Genomic DNA, 16,639 nt, shown 5'->3' with positions numbered 1-16,639 from the left:
GCTCCCCCGCGCCGCCACCGGTCCCGGAGACGCCCCGGTCCGGCACCCGCCCGTCGCGCGGGTGCCGAGCTCCACGTGAGGGATCATGGGCAAAAGAGCCGAGAAGGGACGTGACAGCGCATGAGGAACCGCAGTGTGGCCGATCTGATGACTCCCACCGCGGTGGCCGTGCAGCCCGGGACGTCCTTCAAGGAGATCGCGCGGCTGCTCGACGAGTACGGGATCACCGCCGTACCGGTGGTGGACGAGGCCAATCGGCCCGTGGGGGTGGTCTCCGAGGCCGATCTGCTGCGCCGGCACACCGCGAAGGAGGGCCCCAGTACGGCGGAGGCGATGATGAGTAGCCCCGTGGTGGTGGCCAGGCCCTCGTGGACTGCGGTCGAGGCCGTGCGGCTCATGGAGCGGCACCGCGTCAAGCGACTGCCGGTGGTGGACTCCGGCGGACAGCTGATCGGGGTGCTCAGCCGGAGCGACCTGCTCCAGCTGTTCCTTCGGCGTGACCGCGCGATCCAGGAGGAGATCCTGGAGGATGTGGTCACCCGCATCCTCGGGCTGTCCCCCGCGTCGCTCCACGTCGACGTCGACGAGGGACGGGTCACACTGAGCGGGACCCTGGAACGGGCCGGCGCGGCTCCGGTCTTCGTGCGGCTCTGCGAGAGCGTGGACGGGGTGGTGGAGGTCGTCGACCGCCTGACGTACGAGGACGCGGCGGCGCCCGCGAGCGGGTCCGGGGAGCGGCCGGGAACAGGGCCGCTCGCCGGTTCCGGCCCGGTGCACCCGGCCCCGTCCTGACGGTTCCCGCGTCCCGGCCCGCCGCGTCACGGGGGCTCCCGGGCGGTGCCGCGCGGGCAGCGCCGGAAAGGAGGGAGCCATCGGATCTACGAGACAGCCTCGGGCCAGCCGTATCCGGGCCCCGTGTGCTGCGGGACCGTCCCGGCGCCCGCGGCCTCCATCTCGCGGTCGGCCTCGCGCATGAGCTTGCCGGCCAGGTCCTTCATGGCGCGGCCCGCGGCGAGTTCGTCGCCGATCGCCGGGACGTCCACGTCCGAGGGGTTGCAACGGGCGCTGCCGCGGCCGGTCAGGTGGGCCGTGCCGGTGTCCAGGTGGGCCTCGGCCTTCGTCCTGCCGTTGTCCTCGGTCAGTTCCAGGCCGACCTTCCACTCGAGGTTCCGTGTCATGGTCTGCCTCCTCGCACCGTCGGGCCACGCAGAACCGCGACGTGACCCTGCTCCTTCAAGCATCCGTCTCCGGGCCCGTGGGCGCGCGGCGACGGATGCTCGAAGGAGCAGGGTCACGCCCCGCCGGCACGGCCAGGGGCGCACGGGCCGGGTGCCGTGCGGACCTGATCGGCGGGGCGAGTGAACCCCGGGGAGCGGCCTCGCGTCTCACAGGCCGAAGCGGCCACGGCCCCGATGCCGGGGGGCGGGGCCGCGCCACGCACACGGCCGTCTCCGCGGAAGGACCAGGGCAGCATGGCAGGACCCGATCCGATCTCCCGTAGGCTCCGACGGCTCTTCGACGCTCTGGACGGTGACCGGGACGGTTTCGTCACCTGGTCCGACCATCTGACGATCGTGGCCCGTTACGCGGCGGGCTACGGGCTGGCGGCCACGGACGCCCGGATCGAGGCACTGGAGCGGGCGTACTGGGAGCTGTGGCTCGGGCTGCTGGCCCGGGGCCGGCCCGGCGGCGACCGTCTCTCGGAGGGGGAGTTCGTCGCGGCGCACCGGTCGGCCGGCTACGCGGAGGACGGGCCGAACGTCCTGGACCGTCTCGCGAAAGCGATCTTCCGCATCCTGGACACCGACGGCGACCAACGCGTCGACGAGGCCGAGTTCGCCGCGTACCTCGCGCTGTGGGACGTCTCCGACGAGCTCGGACCGCCCGCCTTCCGCCGGCTCGACCTGGACCGCGACACCTTCCTCTCGCAGCGCGAGATCGCCCGCTCGCTGCGGGCGTTCCACATCAACAACGACAACCTGGACACCCCCGGCGGCATCTTCCTCGGCGTCCGCTGAGGCCCGGCAGGCTCTCGGCTCAGCCTCAGAGCCTGGCGGGCCGCCGCAGCCCGCGGCCTGGTCCACGTCGCCCCCGCGCGCCCTCCCCACGAGCGGGAACCCGGGGGCGCGCACCCCGGCGGACCGCGGCCCCCGTACGGCCGTCCCCGAGACGCACCATGCCGAATGGCGGGGGCGGGACGGCGGGCTTTAGCTGGTTCCACTGCATCCGGGCGCTCCCGGGACACGTAGGGACACCACATGAGCCAAGCCGACGGGACGGGGAACGGTCCGCTGTCTCCCTCCGAGAGAGCGGAACTGACGGAGCTGCGGGACCGGATCGCGGCGCTCGAGGTGGATTCCGCCGCTCCGAGGCGGCGACACCGGGTGCGCTCGGCCTTGTCGGCCGTCCTCATCACGCTGGCGGTGATCCTGGCCCCGCTGAGCGTCGTCGCCGTGTGGACCAACAGCATCGTGGGTGACACCGACCGTTACGTCGCCACGGTGGCGCCGCTCGCCTCGGACCCCGACGTGCAGGCGGCCCTCACGAACCGTGTCACCGACGTCGTCATGGAGCACGTGGACGTGTCCCTCCTGCTCGAAGAGGTGGCCCCGGCGGACCGGCCCCGGCTGGACGCCCTGCTGGGCACGCTCCAAGGACCCCTGACCAGTGCGCTGCGGGGCCTGGTGGAGTCCGTCACGTCCAGGTTCGTCTCCAGCGACGCCTTCGCCACGGTGTGGACCGATGTGAACCGCCGCGCCCATCAGGCGATCGACAAGGCCCTCACAGGCAGCGGGGACGGCGCGGTGCAGCTGCAGGGCGACAAGGTCGTCATCGACCTCGGCCCGGTCGTGGACCAGGTCAAGCAACGGCTCGTCGACAGCGGCCTGACGGTGGCGTCCAAGATCCCCGAAGTGCACACGGAGTTCACGGTGATGACGTCCGACCAGGTCGGGACGATCAAGACCGCTGCCCGGCTGCTGGACGTCCTGGGAGTCTGGCTGCCCGTCGCCACCGTCCTGCTCGCCGCCGGTGGCGTCTGGCTCGCGGCCCGCCGGCGCCGCGCGGTCGTCACCACCGCACTCGCCGTCGCGGTCGCCGTGGGCATGCTCGGCATCGCGCTCACCGTGGGGCGCACCTTCTATCTGGACGCCCTGCCCGCCTCGGTCGACCCGGCCGCCGCGGAATCGGTGTACGACGCGCTGATCCGCTTCCTCCGGGCCGGTGTGCGTACCGTCGTCACGCTGGGCGCGATCGTCGCCCTCGGCGCCTGGCTGAGCGGACCGTCGAAGTGGGCCGTCAGGGCGCGGGAGATGTGGCGGTCCGGGATCGGCGCCGTCCGCGGCGCGGCGGGCCTGTCCACAGGACCCGTCGGCGGCTGGGTACACCGTCACAAGAACGGGCTGAACGGGGGCGTCGTCCTCCTCGCCGCCGTGGCGTTCGCCTTGTGGACGTACCCGACGGGCATGGTCACGTTCTGGCTGGCCCTGGGGGCGCTCGGGCTCCTCGCCGTCGTCGAGTTCCTGGACGAGGCCGACGAGGCGGCCGAGGCCCCGCCCGCTCAGGAGCGGGAGGCGTCGTCGCGCCCGACGGGCTGACCGGACGGGCGCTCCGACGGCCGTCCTTCCCTGCCCGGCCCACCGGGCGGGGCGCACCCGGATCACGGGCCCGCAGGGCGGGGCGCCGCTGCGTTCAGCCGCCCGCCGGCGGCGGCGCGTCCGGACAGGGCGGTGCGCCGTCGTCCGGACGCGCCGTCGCGGGCCTCTCGGAGTGGCGGCGCAGCACGGCGAGGGTGACGTCCGTCAGGCTCTCCGCGAAGAGCCGTCCCGGCCCCTCGGGCACGGGCAGCAGTGACGGGACGACCAGTACGGCGCAGCCGGCCGAGGCGGCCGAGGCGGCTCCGTCCGGGGAGTCCTCGACCGCGACGCACGCCGCCGCGGGGACCCCGAGCCGGGCGGCGGCGGCGAGGTAGGGGTCGGGGTGCGGCTTGGTACGGACGGTGTCGTCGGCCGAGAGGGTGAAGGCGAACCCGGCCCGGCCGAGCGCGCCGTCGACGACCGTGTCCACGACCAGCCGGGGCGAGGCGCTCACCAACGCGAACGGTATGTTCTCCCGTCGCAGTTCGGCCAGCAGGCGGGCGGCACCGGGGCGCAGCGGGGCGCCTTGGGCGACCCGCTCGTGGAAGGCCGAGGTCAGTGCGGCGGCGACGCGCGCGGTCTCGGGCTCCGTGGCGGGCGCGGTCGACGGCCCCGGGGCGCGCCCGGTGTCCGGCGGGGTGGCCCCGCCGGGTCCGGCGGCACGGGTACGGACGCGGACCAGGTGGGCGGCGGTGTCCTCTACCGCCCTGCCCACGACCTCGGGTGCGTCGGCGTCGGTGAGGCGGTGGCCGAGTGCGGCGGCGATCTCCTCGGTGGCCTGCCACCACAGGACCTCGGTGTCCACGAGTGTGCCGTCCATGTCGAAGAGGACGGCGGCCGGGGCCGTCACGCCCGCGTCCGGGGCACGGCGAGGACGGCTTGCGCTGCCGGAGTGACGGCGGCGCGCGCGCCGGGGCGCAGGGCGGCCGCGTCCAGGGAGGGGAGGTCGGCCTTGACGTCGGTGCCGCGCAGGTCGAGGTGGACCCGGCTGACGGCGCCGAAGAAGGAGAGGGAGACGACCACGGCCTCGCCGTCCGGGTCCTCGGTCACGGTGAGGTTCTCCGGCCGGACGAGGACGTCGATGTCGGGGGTGTCCGGCAGGGTGCCGTCGACCGGCAGCCGGGCGCCGAGGACGTTCACGTGGGCGGGGCCGTCGGCGCTGCCGGGCAGCCGGTTCATGGTGCCGACGAATTCGGCGACGAAGGCCGTGGCCGGACGCCGGTAGAGGTCGGCCGGGGCGGCGCACTGCTCCAGCCGTCCCGCGTTGAGGACGGCCACCCGGTCCGCCATGGAGAGCGCCTCCTCTTGGTCGTGGGTGACGAAGACGGTGGTGATGCCGAGGGAGAGCTGGAGCCGCCTGATCTCCTCCCGCAGGCTGAGCCGCACCTTGGCGTCGAGCGCGGACAGCGGCTCGTCGAGCAGCAGGACACGGGGACGCAGGGCGAGCGCCCGGGCCAGTGCGACACGCTGCTGCTGACCGCCGGACATCTGGTGGGGGTAGCGGTCGCCGTGCTCGGGCAGGCCGACGAGGTCGAGGAGCTCCGCGGCGCGTGCGCGACGCTCGGCGGCCGGGACCTTGCGGACCCGCAGGCCGAAGGCGACGTTGTCGCGCACGGTGAGGTTCGGGAAGAGGCTGTACGACTGGAACACCATGCCCGCGTCGCGTCGGTTGGCGGGCACGTGCGTGATGTCCGCGCCGTCGACGAGGACGTCGCCCGCGTCGGGTCGTTCGAATCCGGCGAGCACCCGGAGGGCCGTGGTCTTGCCACAGCCGGACGGGCCCAGCAGGGCCAGGAGTTCGCCCGGCTCGACGGTGAGGTCGAGCCCGTCGAGGGCGACGGCGTCGCCGAACGCGCGGCGCAGGCCGCGGAATTCGACGCGGGCGCCGGCGGTGGTGGCGGTCGTCCGTTCCGCCGTGGCTGAGGAGGACATGGTCAGGGCTCCTTGCGGGTGGTGCGGGAGGCGAGGGAGGACCCTCGGAGGAGGCGGGCGGGACGGTCCGCGCGGGCTGCGACGGGTGCCCCGGCCGGTGCGGTGCCCGCCCGGGACAGCACGAGCAGGAGGAGCCAGGTGATGACCAGGCTGAGCAGGGAGACCGCGACCGACATCCGGGCATGAGCCCCGGAGATGGAGACGATCCACACCGCGAACGGCCGGAATCCGAGGATCGAGGCGATGGTGAACTCGCCCAGGACGAGGGCGAGGGTGAGGAAGCCGGCGCCGGCCAGCGAGGACCGGAGATTCGGCAGTATGACGCGGAGGAGCGCGTACGTCACGCTCGCACCGCAGCCGCGGGCGGCCTCCACGAGCGTCGGCACGTCGATGGCGCGCAGTCCCGCGTCCAGGGAGCGGTACACGAACGGGAGGGCCATGACCGTGTAGGCGAGGACCAGGACGAAGGGGAAGTCCTCGTTCTGGACCGCCAGGAAGGTCTGGTAGAGCGGGGTGCGCGACAGATGGTCGGGGCCCCATCGCAGCACGGTGCTGATCCCGGTGACCAGCGCGATCGGCGGAACCACCAGCGGCAGCGTGCACATCACCTCGACGACGGGGCGCAGGCGTGGCGGGCCGAGCCGTACGGCGACGAGCGCGGGCACGGCGAGCAGCAGGGCCAGGGTGATGGTGGCGGCGGCAAGCCCGAGAGAGAGCAGCAGGCTCTCGGCGAATCCGTCCGCGGACAGCAGCGCGGTGTACGCGTCGAAGGAGACGCCCTGTCCGGGGGTGTGCACCGTGAAGACGAAGGACGCGACGAGCGGGACGAGGAAGTAGGCGGCCCCGAGCCCCAGGACGAGTCCGCGACGGACGCGGAGCGCGGCGCGGGGCCGGCGGGACCTGGTCCGGCGGGGGCCGGGCAGGTGGCCGTCGGGCGGGTCCTGTGCGGCGGGTCCCGCCGTGGCGCCCGCCTCGGAGCCCGGTGCGGTCGGGGTCATCGCAGCCATCGGGCGCTCCTGCGCTGGAGGGGGAGGTAGACCGCCATCACCAGGCCGGCGATCAGGATCATGTCGAGGCCGAGGGCGAGGGCCACGTTCTCCTGGCCGACGAGGACGTTGCCGGAGAGCGCGTCGGCGATCTTGAGGGTCACCAGGGGGACGGACCCGCCGACGAGCGCGGCGGCGGTGGCATGGGCGGCGAAGGCGCTGCCGAAGAGGAGGACGAAGCCGCCCAGCAGCGAGGGGGCGAGGACGGGTATGCCGACGTGGCGCCAGTACTGCCATCCGCCGGCTCCGGCGTTCTCCGCCGCCTCGCGCCACTGGGGCCGCAGGCCGTCGATCGCCGGGAGGATCACCAGGACCATGAGCGGCACGAGGAAGTACAGGTAGACGACGGTGAGGCCGCCGAACGAGTACAGGTTCCAGCCGAGGTCGGTGAGGTCGGCGAGCTGGGTGACCACGCCGGAGATGCCGAGGGTGGCGATGAAAGCGAACGCCAGGGGGACACCGCCGAAGTTGGCGAGGACCCCGGAGGCGGTGAGGACGGCATCGCGCAGCGCCCGGGACCGCGAGGTCGCGACGGCCTGGGCGAAGAAGACCCCGAGGATCGTGGCGAGGAGCGCGGTGAGCGTGGAGAGCTGGACGCTGCCGACCAGGGACCCCAGGTAGGGGCCCTGGAGTGAGCGGCTGAGGTGTTCTCCGGTGAGGGCGGTGGCGCCGGTGTCCGGGTCGGTACGGGTCACGGCGCCGAACAGCAGCGCGCCGAGCGGCAGTCCGAAGCACAGTCCGGTGAAGCCGAGCAGGGGGAGGGCGGCGAGCCAGGTGCGGGGGCCGCGCCGCCGGCGGCGGGTGCCGCCGGCGGTTCCCGTCGTGGGGGTGGGGGATGCGGAGGACATCAGGAGACGGCCTTGTCCCACTTCTCGGCGAGGGTGGCCTTGGCCTTGTCGAGTTCGGCGGAGGCGGGGAAGGAGGGGGTGCCGGGGACCTGCGGCAGCTTGGCCGTGAAGGTCTTGTCCACGGTGCCGTCGGCGGTCATGGCCGGCAGCAGGACGGGGCGTGCGTAGCCCTTGAGCCAGAGGTTCTGCCCCTCGGGGCTGTAGAGGAACTCCATCCACAGGCGGGCCGCCGCCGGGTGCGGGGCCTCCTTGTTGACGGCCTGGGAGTAGTACTGGGCGTAGACGCCGTCGGTGGGGACGGCGACCTTCCAGTCGACGCCCTTGTCCTTGAACTGGTCGGCGTAGCCGGCGTTGAGGTAGTCCCAGTCGATGCTGATGGGCGTCTCGCCCTTCTCGACGGTGGCCGGGGTCGACTCGACGGGGATGAAGTTCCCGCTCTGCTTCAGCTTGCCGAAGAAGTCGATGCCGGGCTGGATGTCCGCGAAGGAACCCTGGTTGGCGAGGGCGGCGGCGTAGACGCCGGCGAACGCCGAACCGGACTTGGTCGGGTTGCCGTTGAGCGCGACCTTGCCCTTGTACTCGGGCTTGAGGAGGTCGGCGAAGGTCTGCGGGCAGTGGGCGATGCGGCGGGCGTCGCAGCCGATGGAGACGTAGCCGCCGTAGTCGTTGTACCAGCGGCCCGCTTCGTCCTTCTGGGCGGCGGGGATCTTGTCCCAGACCTCGACCCGGTAAGGGGCGAACAGGCCCTCCGCGGCTCCGCTGCGCGCAAAGGCGATGCCCAGGTCCAGGACGTCCGGGGCGCGCTTCTGGCCCTTGCGGGACTTGACGGCGGCGATCTCGTCGGCGCTGGACGCGTCCGGGTTCTCGCTCTCGACCTTGATCTTGTACTTCGTCTCGAACGCCTTGATCAGCTCGCCGTAGTTGGCCCAGTCCGGGGGCAGCGCGATCACGTGGAGCGCGCCTTCCTTCTGCGCCGCCTCGACCAGGGCGTCCATCCCCCCGAAGTCCGCGGCCGAGGTGGCGGTGGCGGACTTGGCGCCGCCGCCGGCCGGACCGGCCGCGTCGTCGGGGGCGGCACCGCAGGCGGTGACGGTGCTGAGGACGGCGGCGCCCAGCAGGACGGCCGCACGGCGTCCGGAGGTTCTGTGCACGGGTTCTCCCAGAGGCGAGTGGTGGAACTTGTCTGAACAAGACGCCCTCAGTTCGCCTGCGGCCCCTGTCCGCGACATGAACGGGGAATGACAGGGAGGACACAGCTCCGGGAAGAGCCGGAGGTGGTGAACTGCAGGTGAACGGGCTGCACTTGACGTCCGACCATGCTGCGGACGCAGGCCGGCGGGCGGGTTAGGGTGAACGCGGGGACGACCACCGTCCACGACCGATCGCACACAGGACATGCGCCGAAGGGGGATCACATGGGAGCGGCACGCTACCTGGAGATCGCGGCGGGGCTCCGCCAGTCGATTCTCGGCGGCGAATATCCCGTCGGCGCCCAACTGCCTTCGGAGAGCGACCTCGCGGCCCGCTGGTCCGCCTCCCGGGGGACCGTGCGCCAGGCCGTCACCCTGCTGGCGTCGGAGGGCCTGATCGGCTCGCGGCAGGGAGCGCGCCGCATCGTGCTCCGACAGGCGCGCCCGCACAGTTTCGCCGACCTGCACAGCTTCGCCCAGTGGGCCAGGACCATGGGGTACCGGGTCACCAGCCGCTTCCTGCACCGGGTCCGGCGCCCGGCCACCGTGGAGGAGGCGGGACGACTCACCCTTCCCCCGGGTGCCGAGATCCTGGACGTGCTGCGGCTGCGCCTCCTCGACGACGAACCGGTGATGGTGGAACGCACGGCCTACGCCGACTGGGTCGCCGCCGCCGTCGAGGCCCTCCCCGACGACTGCGTGTCGATCATGAACGCGATGGCGAGGGACGCGGACATCGTCGCCCACTACGGCGAACACCTGATCGACGCCCTGCCCGCGGGCACCGAGGACGCGCGTCTGCTCGGGGTTCGGCGCGGCAGCCCGCTCCTGCGCCAGCGCCACCTGACCAGCAACTCCTCCGGGCGCCCCATCGAGTGGACCGACGACCGCTACCGGGCGGGCAGCATCACCTTCAACGTCAGCAACTCGGTGGGGACCGCCCCCCTGGAACGGCACGCCGGAGCCCTGTTGAGCTGACCGCCCCGACCCTCCGACACCAAGGGGCGCACCACGATACGACCAAAAGGGACATATCGTCACAACTGCTGTATGCATGGCGCATGGACGCACAGGGCCGGGATGGCGTACAGGGCACACCGCGCCCGTCACAACACGGCAGGCGACTGCTGATGGCCGTGCCGTTCGCGATCATCGCCGCCGTCACGGCGGTCGACGTCTCGGTGCCGCCGGAAGTGCACCTGGGGCCCTTCCTGGTGGCCGCGCCGGCGGTCACCGCGTCGTTCGCCGGCCCCCGCATGACGGCCTTCGTCGGAGCCGTCGCGGTCCTCGCGCAGGTGCTCGTGGCCGGGGTGCGCACCAGCGTCATCGACCTGAACCACATGTACCAGATCGCGACGCTGGTCCTGATCTCCGTGATCGTCACCTTCTTCGCCCGCTTGCGCGAGCGCGAGGAGAACAAGGTCACGCGGCTCCGCACGATCGCCGAGGCCGCACAGAACGTGGTCCAGCGCCCCCTCCCCCGGCGCGCCGGTCCGCTGCGCATCGCCTCCGCGTACCTGGCGGCCGAGGAGGAGGCCCAGATGGGCGGCGATCTCTACGCGGCCACCCGTACGGCCGAGGGCACCCGGCTGCTCATCGGGGACGCCCGCGGCAAGGGCTTCGACGCGATCAACGAGGCCTCGCTGGTGCTGGGCGCCTTCCGCGTCGCCGCCGGCCGGGAGCGCGGACTGCCCGAGCTGGTCGGCCTGCTGGAGGCGGGCGTCGGAGCGGCCGAGGCACCGGAGGACACGCCTCGGGAGGACTCCGCCCGGGAGGCGTTCGTCACGGCAATGGTCATGGACATCCCCGACGACACCCCGGTCCTCCATCTCGTCAACTGCGGTCACACGTCGCCGCTGTTGCTGCGCGACGGCCGGGTGGTCACCCTCGACGCACGTGACCCCAGCCCGCCCCTGGGCATGACGGACCTGCTGTCCCGGGAGGCCACGGTCGAGACCTTCCCCTTCGGCGAGGGCGACGTCCTGCTGCTGTGCACGGACGGCGTGGTCGAGGCCCGCGACGGCTCCCGGGCGTTCTATCCGCTGGCGGAACGGCTCGCGACCTGGGCCGGCGAGGACGCGGAGACCCTCCTCGACCGCCTGCGCGACGATCTCCGGGCGTACGTCGGCGGGCACCTGGGCGACGACGCCGCGATCGTCGTGGTGGAGCGCCGCGCCCCCGCGGGCTGAACCCGCGCGCCCCGCCTGCGAGCATGTCGGGTGGCCTTCGACCGACAGACTCCGCGGCCAAGGCGGGAGGGCGGTGTGCCGGGCGCCGGCCGGGCGCCCTCGTGTCCGCGTACGGCTCCTCAGCGCTCCGGGGCGGTCCTGAACCTCACGGGACCCAGCGGTTTCCGGACACCGTGATCATGACCTGGAGCTGGATGCTCGCCGAGAAGTAGCCGCTCGGGTCGACCGGGGTGGCCGACATCCTCCTCCACAGGGCGTCCAGCCAGCCCTGGCTCCCCGGGTTCGTCATCGCCGCCACGGCGAACGGGGCGACGTACGCGGCCGACTCGCCCGCGGAGATCCGCGTTCCGTCGAGCCGGTAGCCGGTGCCGATCATCGCCGGGTCCCCGCCCGTCTTCTCCCTGATCCAGGCATCGAGCTTCCGGGCCGCCGCGAGCGATCGGACGTCGCCGCCGGTCACGGCGTCGTCACCGATGCGCCACGGCGTGCGGCAGGCGTTCCACCCGTAGGCACCGTCGTCGGGGCCCTCCAGGATCTCCCCGGGCGCCGGCCTGGGGGTGGTGTGGGTGTCGACGACGAAGTCGGGCAGCAGGCCGGTGCCGGGGGCGTACGTGGACTGGAGGACGGCGATCAGCGTCTGGTGCGCGTCGCGAACGATGTCCCAGGCGGGGTCGCCGGTCGCCCCACGGAAGGCACGGAAGTGGCCGGCCATCCAGTCCGATGTCCGTGAGACCTGCCGGTAGCGGTCGCCGGAGCCGCTCCAGTCCCCGAGCCTGAGCAGGTGCGTATCCGGGTCGACCTCGCCCCGCTTGATCGCCGCGATGTGCCTGACGGCGAGGTCCCGGTAGTCGTAGGTACCCTCGCTGCCCCACTGCCGGTCGGCGAGGAGAAGACCGTACGCCACGTCCATGTCCCCGTCTGTGGCGCTGTCTCCCCCGTCGACGCTGCGGCAGTCGGCGTCCTGTTCCGCCGCGAGCAGGTCCGGGTCGACGGAGGAGGGGTGGTCGATCGTCCACTTCACCAGGCCGTCGAAGATCCTCCTCGCGTCGGGGTCGGCACCGGCCATGGTCGCGGCGATGACCATGCCGTACCCCTGAGCCTCCGCGACGTACGGATGGTCGGCGTCGGGCGAGAGGATCTGGTACCAGCCGTTGCCGCAGTCGCGCCGGACGAAGGCGGACTTCCAGTCCTCGTAGTGGGCGACGACCCGGCGATCGAGGGCCGCCGGGGAGCCGGACGGCGTGATCACGCCTTCCGCGTACGGCCTGGGCCGGCTTCCGAAGGGCACCGCGGGGGCCGCCCCGCGAGCGACCGCGGCGCCGACGTCCGGGCGGCCGCCCGGCACGAGGGTGTCGGCCGCGGTCGCCGCGGGCGGACCGGCGAGCGGCGGGATCAGCAACCCGGCGAGTACCAGAAGGGTGATGCCTCGTCGACCCATGACGGTGATGGTTCCTTTCGTGACGCGTCATCCGGGACTGGCCGCCGAGCCGAGCTCGACGGCCGGGCGATGTTCACGGCCGTCGAGCGGGACCGGGGAGAGGTCTCCTCCCGGTGCGGGACCTCATGGACCTCCGGCGGACGCGGTCCGGGCAGGCGGCGCGCCCGCCCGGAACCGGCGGGTGGTGCGCTCTCGGAGCCTGCCGGGTGACCTTCGATCGACAGGCGGGCGCGGTCTGGTGCGTGCGATTCCAAGGCGCCGGGATGCCGCTGTAGCGGAGCTACCGGGGTATCCCGGCAACGCCGGCAGCGTGCGTGCCAGGGCGTGACCGCCCGGTCAGAGGCCACCCGGCAGGCTCTCAGCCCCCGCACGCGCCGTCGCGCCGCTCACGGCGGGGGCGTCCACGGACGCGTGTTCCAGGCGGCCGCCCCCGCCTCCGCGGCGGGACGGTCCGCCGGGACGGCGGGCCCGTGCGGCTCGGGGCCCGTGCGGCCGGCGCGGGCGCAGAGGGCGGCGAGACCGGCCGCGAGCGAGCCGAGGCCACCCGCGACAAAGCAGGCGCGCGCCCCCCACTCCGCTCCGACCCACGCCATCAGGAGCGCGCCGACCGGGGTGGATCCCTGGAGGATCAGCGTGTAGAGGGCGAGGACACGGCCGCGGAAGCGCGGGGCACTGCCGAGCTGGACACGGTGGTTGACGGCCTGCGCGAAGTAGATCGAGGCACCGCCGGTGAGGAAGAGCAGGACGGCGGCGCCGGCGTAGCCGGGCGCCCCTCCGGTCGCCGTCTCCAGCACGGCGAAGACGAGGGCCGCGGTGGTGACCAGGCGCGCCGAGGGCCTGGCCCTGCGCGCGGTGGTGAGGAACGCGGCGCTGAGCGAACCCGCCGCGAACGCCGTGGTGAGCAGCCCGAACGAGGCGGCGTCGGCGTGGAAGACGGTCTTGGCGAGGAGCGGAAGCGTCAGCTGGAAGTTCAGGCCGCACAGCCCCACCCCCGCGACCAGCGCGAGCGGCAGCAGCAGATCGGGGCGGCCGAACACGTGACGCAGGCCGTCGGTGACCCGCGCCCGGCCCGGCGCGCCGGTGGCACGGTGCAGTTCGTCCGGGCGTACCCGGCGCAGGGTGAGCACGGTCGCGGCGTAGCTCGCACCGTTGACCAGCAGGACCCACCCCGCGCCGGCGAGGGAGATGACCAGGCCGGCGACCGCGGGCCCCGCAACCCGCGCCACGCTGAAGTAGGCGGCGCTCAAGGCCGAGGCGTTGGGCAGCAGTTCGTTGCCCACCAGCTCTCCGACGAAGGCCATCCGGGTGGGTACCTCGACGGAGTTGACCAGTCCGAGGGCGAACGCGAGCACACCGAGCCGAACGAGGGTCACGACGCCGGTGAGGACGAGGGCGGCGAGCAGCAGGGCGAGCAGCCCTGACACGACGTTCGTGACGACGAGCAGGGTCCGCTTGTCGTGGCGGTCGGCCAGCCGTCCGCCGTACAGCGTGAACAGCAGCAGCGGGGTGAACTGCAGGGCCGTGACGGCGCCGAGGGCTGCGGCCGAGTCGTCGGTCAGTTCCAGGACCAGCCAGTCCTGCGCGACGACCGACATCCAGGTGCCGGCGACGGAGACGGTCTGCCCGGCGGCGAAGAGGCGGAAGTTCCGGACGCGCAGGGCGCGGAAGGGGTGCGCGCCGGCCCGGGTCACGGCGCGACGGCGGCCCGGCCGACGCCCCGTCCGGCCGCGGCCGGACCGTGCCCGGCCGCGAGGCACTCGTCGAGGAAGGCGAGGGCGCGCAGATGGTACGCGCGGGCGGCGTATCCCAGGCTGATGTTGTGGCCCGCGCCGGCGAGGCGGTCGACGAGCACCCGGGGCGCACCGGGGAGCAGCGCGGTGAGTGCGGCGAGGTCTGCGTCGGTGTGGCGCCACCAACCCTCGTGCTCGGCGAAGGTGAACCGGACGGGAACGCGCACCCGGGGAAGCAGCCGGGGGGCGAGCGCGGTCCACGTGGCCAGCGTGTCACGCTCACGCGGGGGCATCGGGGCGACCAGGCCGAGACCGGACCGGAAGGTGCCCGGGGGGTACAGAGGGAGCGGGCCCCAGTTCAGCCGGCGCAGGGCGGCGCCGTCGGGCTCGCGCAGCAGGCGGACCGCGTCGACGGCCGGGCGGTGTCCGCATCCGGACACGTCCAGGCCGAGGAACAGGCCGTCCGGCGCGCCGGCGGCGAGACCGAGGGCGAGTTTTCCCCCGAAGGAGTGAGCGAGGAGGAAGAGGGGGCCGGTGGTGAAGCGGGCCCCGGCGTCGTCGAGGGCGGCCCGGACCATGGCGATCTGGCCGGAGAGCGGCTGCCCGTCGGGCAGGTAGGGCGCGGAGGCTCCGTAGCCGGGCCGGTCCGGGGCGAGGACGGCGCAGCCGAGGCGGGCGCCGAGCGTCAGCAGGGAGACGTCGGGATGGGCCCGGCCGTGGAAGTACCCGGCGCTCATGCCGCCGCCGTGCAGCGCCACGACGGTGGCACGGGGCGGTTCGCCGTCCACGGGCTCGCTGAGCAGCGCGGACAGGGGGATTCCGGCCGCGTCGAGAGTGATCCGGCGGACCCGTGGTACGTCCGGGTCACCGGCGGTTGCGAGGGCCGTGGGGGCGGGGGGCGTCGTCTCCGTCATGCGTGACCGTCCTCACTCGCGGGTCGCGGGGCGCCCGGCCGCGGCGCGCGTCCCGGCGTTCCGGGCGGCGGGTTCCGTGTTCCGCGGCGGGCCTGGGCGCCTCCGGGAGCGGTGGGCGCCGCGGTGGACGGGCGGCGGGTTCGCACCCGTTCCGTCCCGGTGCGCCCGGAACGTCGCCAGTATGGCCCGGGACGCTCCGGTGTGCGATCTCCGCGGCGGGCTCCCGTCGGGCGGGGCCGTGCCGTGGCCGTCCGGGCCCGGAGCGGGGGCCGCCGACGGCCGGAAGGTGCCCGGTGGCCGCGGAACGTCCGGTTTCGCTCAGCGAAGTGGGGCAGGCGAGGATGGTGCACACCGGCCCACAGCCTTACTGAGGAGACATGGACAGCGTTCTTCGTTTGACGATCGTCGTGGGGGGATCGGTCCTCCTGACCGTCTCCAGCGGCCTGCTCGCCGACTTCCTGCTGCGCCGCGCGGATCTCCGGCATCCGGAGACCCCTTTGTGGGGCCTGCTGCGCCGCTGCCGGACGGCCTTCCAGATCGTGCTGCTCGCGGCGCTGCTGCGCGGGTCGTACCACGCGATCACCTGGCCGGCGGTGCGCGACCGGCAGGGACCGATAGGTCACGCGCTGCTGCTGGTCCTGATCGGCGCGGGTGCCTGGCTGTCGGTCCGCATCGTGGCCGCCGTGGTCGAATCCACGTACGAGAGTTATGCCTCGGGGAGCCGGGAGGCGGCCAGAGTGCGCCGCGTCCGCACCCAGATCACGCTGATCATGCGCGTCGTGACCGTCGCCGTGGGTGTCGTGGCCGGAGCGATCATGCTCCTCACCTTCCCGAGTTTCCGGACACTGGGCACTTCCCTGCTGGCGTCGGCGGGCATCATCGGCGTGGTGGCGGGCGTGGCCGCGCAGTCGACCCTCGGCAACCTCTTCGCCGGTTTCCAGATCGCCTTCGGCGACATGGTCCGCATGGGGGACACCGTGGTCGTCGACGGCGCCTGGGGAACGATCGAGGAGATCACGCTGACCTTCCTCACCGTCCGGACCTGGGACGAGCGGCGCGTCACCATGCCGGTGTCCTACTTCACGTCCCGGCCCTTCGAGAACTGGTCCCGGGGTGGCGTGGAGATCACCGGCACCGTCCTGATCCACTGCGACCACTCCACGCCCGTGCCGCTGATGCGCGCGCACCTGCGCGAGACGCTCGACACCTGCCCGACCTGGGACGGACGGGGCTGGGATCTGGCCGTCACGGACACCAGCCCCACCGGCATCACGGTCCGCGCGGTCGTCACCGCCAAGGACTCGGGCGATCTGTGGACCACCCGGTGCTTCGTACGCGAGCAGCTCGTCGCCTGGCTCGCGCGTCAGCATCCGTACGCCCTGCCGCGCGTCGCCACCGCACCGGCGGAGCGGACCGCCCTGCCGGCCGAGACCCTCGGCAACGGGGTGCGCAGTCCCGCGCACTGACCCGGGGGCGACGGACGGTCCGGCGGGGGCCGCCACCGGCCCATGCGGTTGCCCTGACTCCGAGAGCCTGCCGGGTGGCCTTCGGCCGACAGGCGGACGCGGTCTGGTGCGTGCGGTTCCAAGGCGCCGGGATGCCGCTGCAGCGGAGCTAGCGGCGGTATCCCGGCAACGCCGCGAGTCGCCGTGCCGGGCGTCGCGCACGGGGCGAGGGTCGCCTGACGCGGCACCAGATGCTCGGCCGTGCCGTGGTC

15 protein-coding genes are annotated in these 16,639 nt (G+C 73.5%); 6 read left to right on the top strand and 9 right to left on the bottom strand.

The genetic code is table 11. The features are described from left to right. The first annotated feature begins 120 nt into the window (after positions 1–120). On the top strand, positions 121–792 hold the full coding sequence (locus tag OG393_RS30460; protein ID WP_327377904.1) for a CBS domain-containing protein: 672 nt from the start codon (positions 121–123) through the stop codon (positions 790–792). A gap of 86 nt (positions 793–878) precedes the next feature. Here the strand turns inward: OG393_RS30460 and OG393_RS30455 are convergent, their stop codons facing one another. Beyond that, on the bottom strand, positions 879–1,178 hold the full coding sequence (locus OG393_RS30455) for a DUF1876 domain-containing protein (protein ID WP_327377903.1): 300 nt from the start codon (positions 1,176–1,178) through the stop codon (positions 879–881). 294 nt (positions 1,179–1,472) lie between these two features. On the opposite strand from OG393_RS30455, the gene OG393_RS30450 reads away from it, so the two are divergent. Together OG393_RS30450 and OG393_RS30445 are read left to right on the top strand one after the other, a co-directional pair. Continuing rightward, positions 1,473–2,018 (top strand): EF-hand domain-containing protein, encoded by a 546-nt coding sequence (locus OG393_RS30450; RefSeq protein ID WP_327377902.1) that lies wholly within the window; start codon positions 1,473–1,475, stop codon positions 2,016–2,018. Between the two features lie 240 nt (positions 2,019–2,258). Then, positions 2,259–3,596: a hypothetical protein gene (locus OG393_RS30445; protein ID WP_327377901.1), complete on the top strand. Its 1,338-nt coding sequence runs from the start codon at positions 2,259–2,261 to the stop codon at positions 3,594–3,596. Positions 3,597–3,690: 94 nt separating this feature from the next. Here OG393_RS30445 and OG393_RS30440 read toward each other — a convergent pair whose 3' ends face one another. The 5 genes from OG393_RS30440 to OG393_RS30420 are packed head-to-tail and all read right to left on the bottom strand — an operon-like array spanning position 3,691 to position 8,612. Further along, a complete protein-coding gene (locus tag OG393_RS30440; protein ID WP_327377899.1) occupies positions 3,691–4,485 on the bottom strand; it encodes an HAD family hydrolase in 795 nt (264 codons plus the stop codon). Then, on the bottom strand, positions 4,482–5,567 hold the full coding sequence (locus OG393_RS30435; RefSeq protein ID WP_327377898.1) for an ABC transporter ATP-binding protein: 1,086 nt from the start codon (positions 5,565–5,567) through the stop codon (positions 4,482–4,484). Before OG393_RS30435 ends, OG393_RS30440 begins: the two co-directional genes overlap by 4 nt. A gap of 2 nt (positions 5,568–5,569) precedes the next feature. Further along, positions 5,570–6,574, bottom strand: coding sequence for an ABC transporter permease (locus OG393_RS30430; RefSeq protein WP_327377897.1), 1,005 nt, complete (start codon positions 6,572–6,574; stop codon positions 5,570–5,572). Continuing rightward, positions 6,562–7,461 carry an ABC transporter permease gene (locus OG393_RS30425; protein ID WP_327377896.1) on the bottom strand — a complete coding sequence of 300 codons (900 nt, stop codon included), beginning with the start codon at positions 7,459–7,461 and terminating at the stop codon, positions 6,562–6,564. Before OG393_RS30425 ends, OG393_RS30430 begins: the two co-directional genes overlap by 13 nt. Continuing rightward, positions 7,461–8,612, bottom strand: a complete 1,152-nt coding sequence (locus OG393_RS30420) for an ABC transporter substrate-binding protein (RefSeq protein WP_442817379.1) — start codon at positions 8,610–8,612, stop codon at positions 7,461–7,463. Before OG393_RS30420 ends, OG393_RS30425 begins: the two co-directional genes overlap by 1 nt. 264 nt (positions 8,613–8,876) lie before the next feature. Here OG393_RS30420 and OG393_RS30415 point away from each other — a divergent pair, with 264 nt between their 5' ends. Then, entirely contained in the window at positions 8,877–9,629 is a 753-nt protein-coding gene (locus OG393_RS30415) for a GntR family transcriptional regulator (protein WP_327377895.1), read from the top strand. Between the two features lie 83 nt (positions 9,630–9,712). Beyond that, positions 9,713–10,840: a PP2C family protein-serine/threonine phosphatase gene (locus OG393_RS30410; protein WP_327377894.1), complete on the top strand. Its 1,128-nt coding sequence runs from the start codon at positions 9,713–9,715 to the stop codon at positions 10,838–10,840. A gap of 145 nt (positions 10,841–10,985) precedes the next feature. Here the strand turns inward: OG393_RS30410 and OG393_RS30405 are convergent, their stop codons facing one another. The 3 genes from OG393_RS30405 to OG393_RS30395 form a co-directional block, all read right to left on the bottom strand. Next, the gene (locus OG393_RS30405) at positions 10,986–12,278 is read right to left on the bottom strand and encodes a glycosyl hydrolase family 8 (RefSeq protein WP_327377893.1); all 1,293 of its coding nucleotides are present in this window, start codon (positions 12,276–12,278) and stop codon (positions 10,986–10,988) included. A 386-nt stretch (positions 12,279–12,664) separates the two neighbouring features. Further along, complete coding sequence (locus tag OG393_RS30400; protein WP_327377892.1) at positions 12,665–13,969, bottom strand: MFS transporter; 1,305 nt, start codon at positions 13,967–13,969, stop codon at positions 12,665–12,667. Beyond that, positions 13,966–14,922, bottom strand: coding sequence for an alpha/beta hydrolase (locus tag OG393_RS30395; RefSeq protein ID WP_327377891.1), 957 nt, complete (start codon positions 14,920–14,922; stop codon positions 13,966–13,968). The genes OG393_RS30400 and OG393_RS30395 overlap by 4 nt, the downstream gene beginning before the upstream one ends. 377 nt (positions 14,923–15,299) lie before the next feature. Here OG393_RS30395 and OG393_RS30390 point away from each other — a divergent pair, with 377 nt between their 5' ends. After that, positions 15,300–16,388 (top strand): mechanosensitive ion channel family protein, encoded by a 1,089-nt coding sequence (locus OG393_RS30390; RefSeq protein WP_327377890.1) that lies wholly within the window; start codon positions 15,300–15,302, stop codon positions 16,386–16,388. Positions 16,389–16,639: the final 251 nt, after the last annotated feature.

This window comes from Streptomyces sp. NBC_01216 (assembly GCF_035994945.1).
GTDB lineage: Bacteria > Actinomycetota > Actinomycetes > Streptomycetales > Streptomycetaceae > Streptomyces.
Note: the sequence above shows the minus strand (reverse complement) of the source record. Positions and strands in the feature narration are given on the sequence as shown.

Excerpts from the sequence above, each read along its gene's own strand:
- OG393_RS30405 (WP_327377893.1), bottom strand. The coding sequence starts at position 12,278 with ATGGGTCGACGAGGCATCACCCTTCTGGTACTCGCCGGGTTGCTGATC.
- OG393_RS30395 (WP_327377891.1), bottom strand. The coding sequence starts at position 14,922 with ATGACGGAGACGACGCCCCCCGCCCCCACGGCCCTCGCAACCGCCGGT.
- OG393_RS30415 (WP_327377895.1), top strand. The coding sequence starts at position 8,877 with ATGGGAGCGGCACGCTACCTGGAGATCGCGGCGGGGCTCCGCCAGTCG.
- OG393_RS30445 (WP_327377901.1), top strand. The coding sequence starts at position 2,259 with ATGAGCCAAGCCGACGGGACGGGGAACGGTCCGCTGTCTCCCTCCGAG.
- OG393_RS30410 (WP_327377894.1), top strand. The coding sequence starts at position 9,713 with ATGGACGCACAGGGCCGGGATGGCGTACAGGGCACACCGCGCCCGTCA.
- OG393_RS30450 (WP_327377902.1), top strand. The coding sequence starts at position 1,473 with ATGGCAGGACCCGATCCGATCTCCCGTAGGCTCCGACGGCTCTTCGAC.
- OG393_RS30455 (WP_327377903.1), bottom strand. The coding sequence starts at position 1,178 with ATGACACGGAACCTCGAGTGGAAGGTCGGCCTGGAACTGACCGAGGAC.
- OG393_RS30435 (WP_327377898.1), bottom strand. The coding sequence starts at position 5,567 with ATGTCCTCCTCAGCCACGGCGGAACGGACGACCGCCACCACCGCCGGC.
- OG393_RS30430 (WP_327377897.1), bottom strand. The coding sequence starts at position 6,574 with ATGGCTGCGATGACCCCGACCGCACCGGGCTCCGAGGCGGGCGCCACG.
- OG393_RS30425 (WP_327377896.1), bottom strand. The coding sequence starts at position 7,461 with ATGTCCTCCGCATCCCCCACCCCCACGACGGGAACCGCCGGCGGCACC.
- OG393_RS30390 (WP_327377890.1), top strand. The coding sequence starts at position 15,300 with ATGGACAGCGTTCTTCGTTTGACGATCGTCGTGGGGGGATCGGTCCTC.
- OG393_RS30460 (WP_327377904.1), top strand. The coding sequence starts at position 121 with ATGAGGAACCGCAGTGTGGCCGATCTGATGACTCCCACCGCGGTGGCC.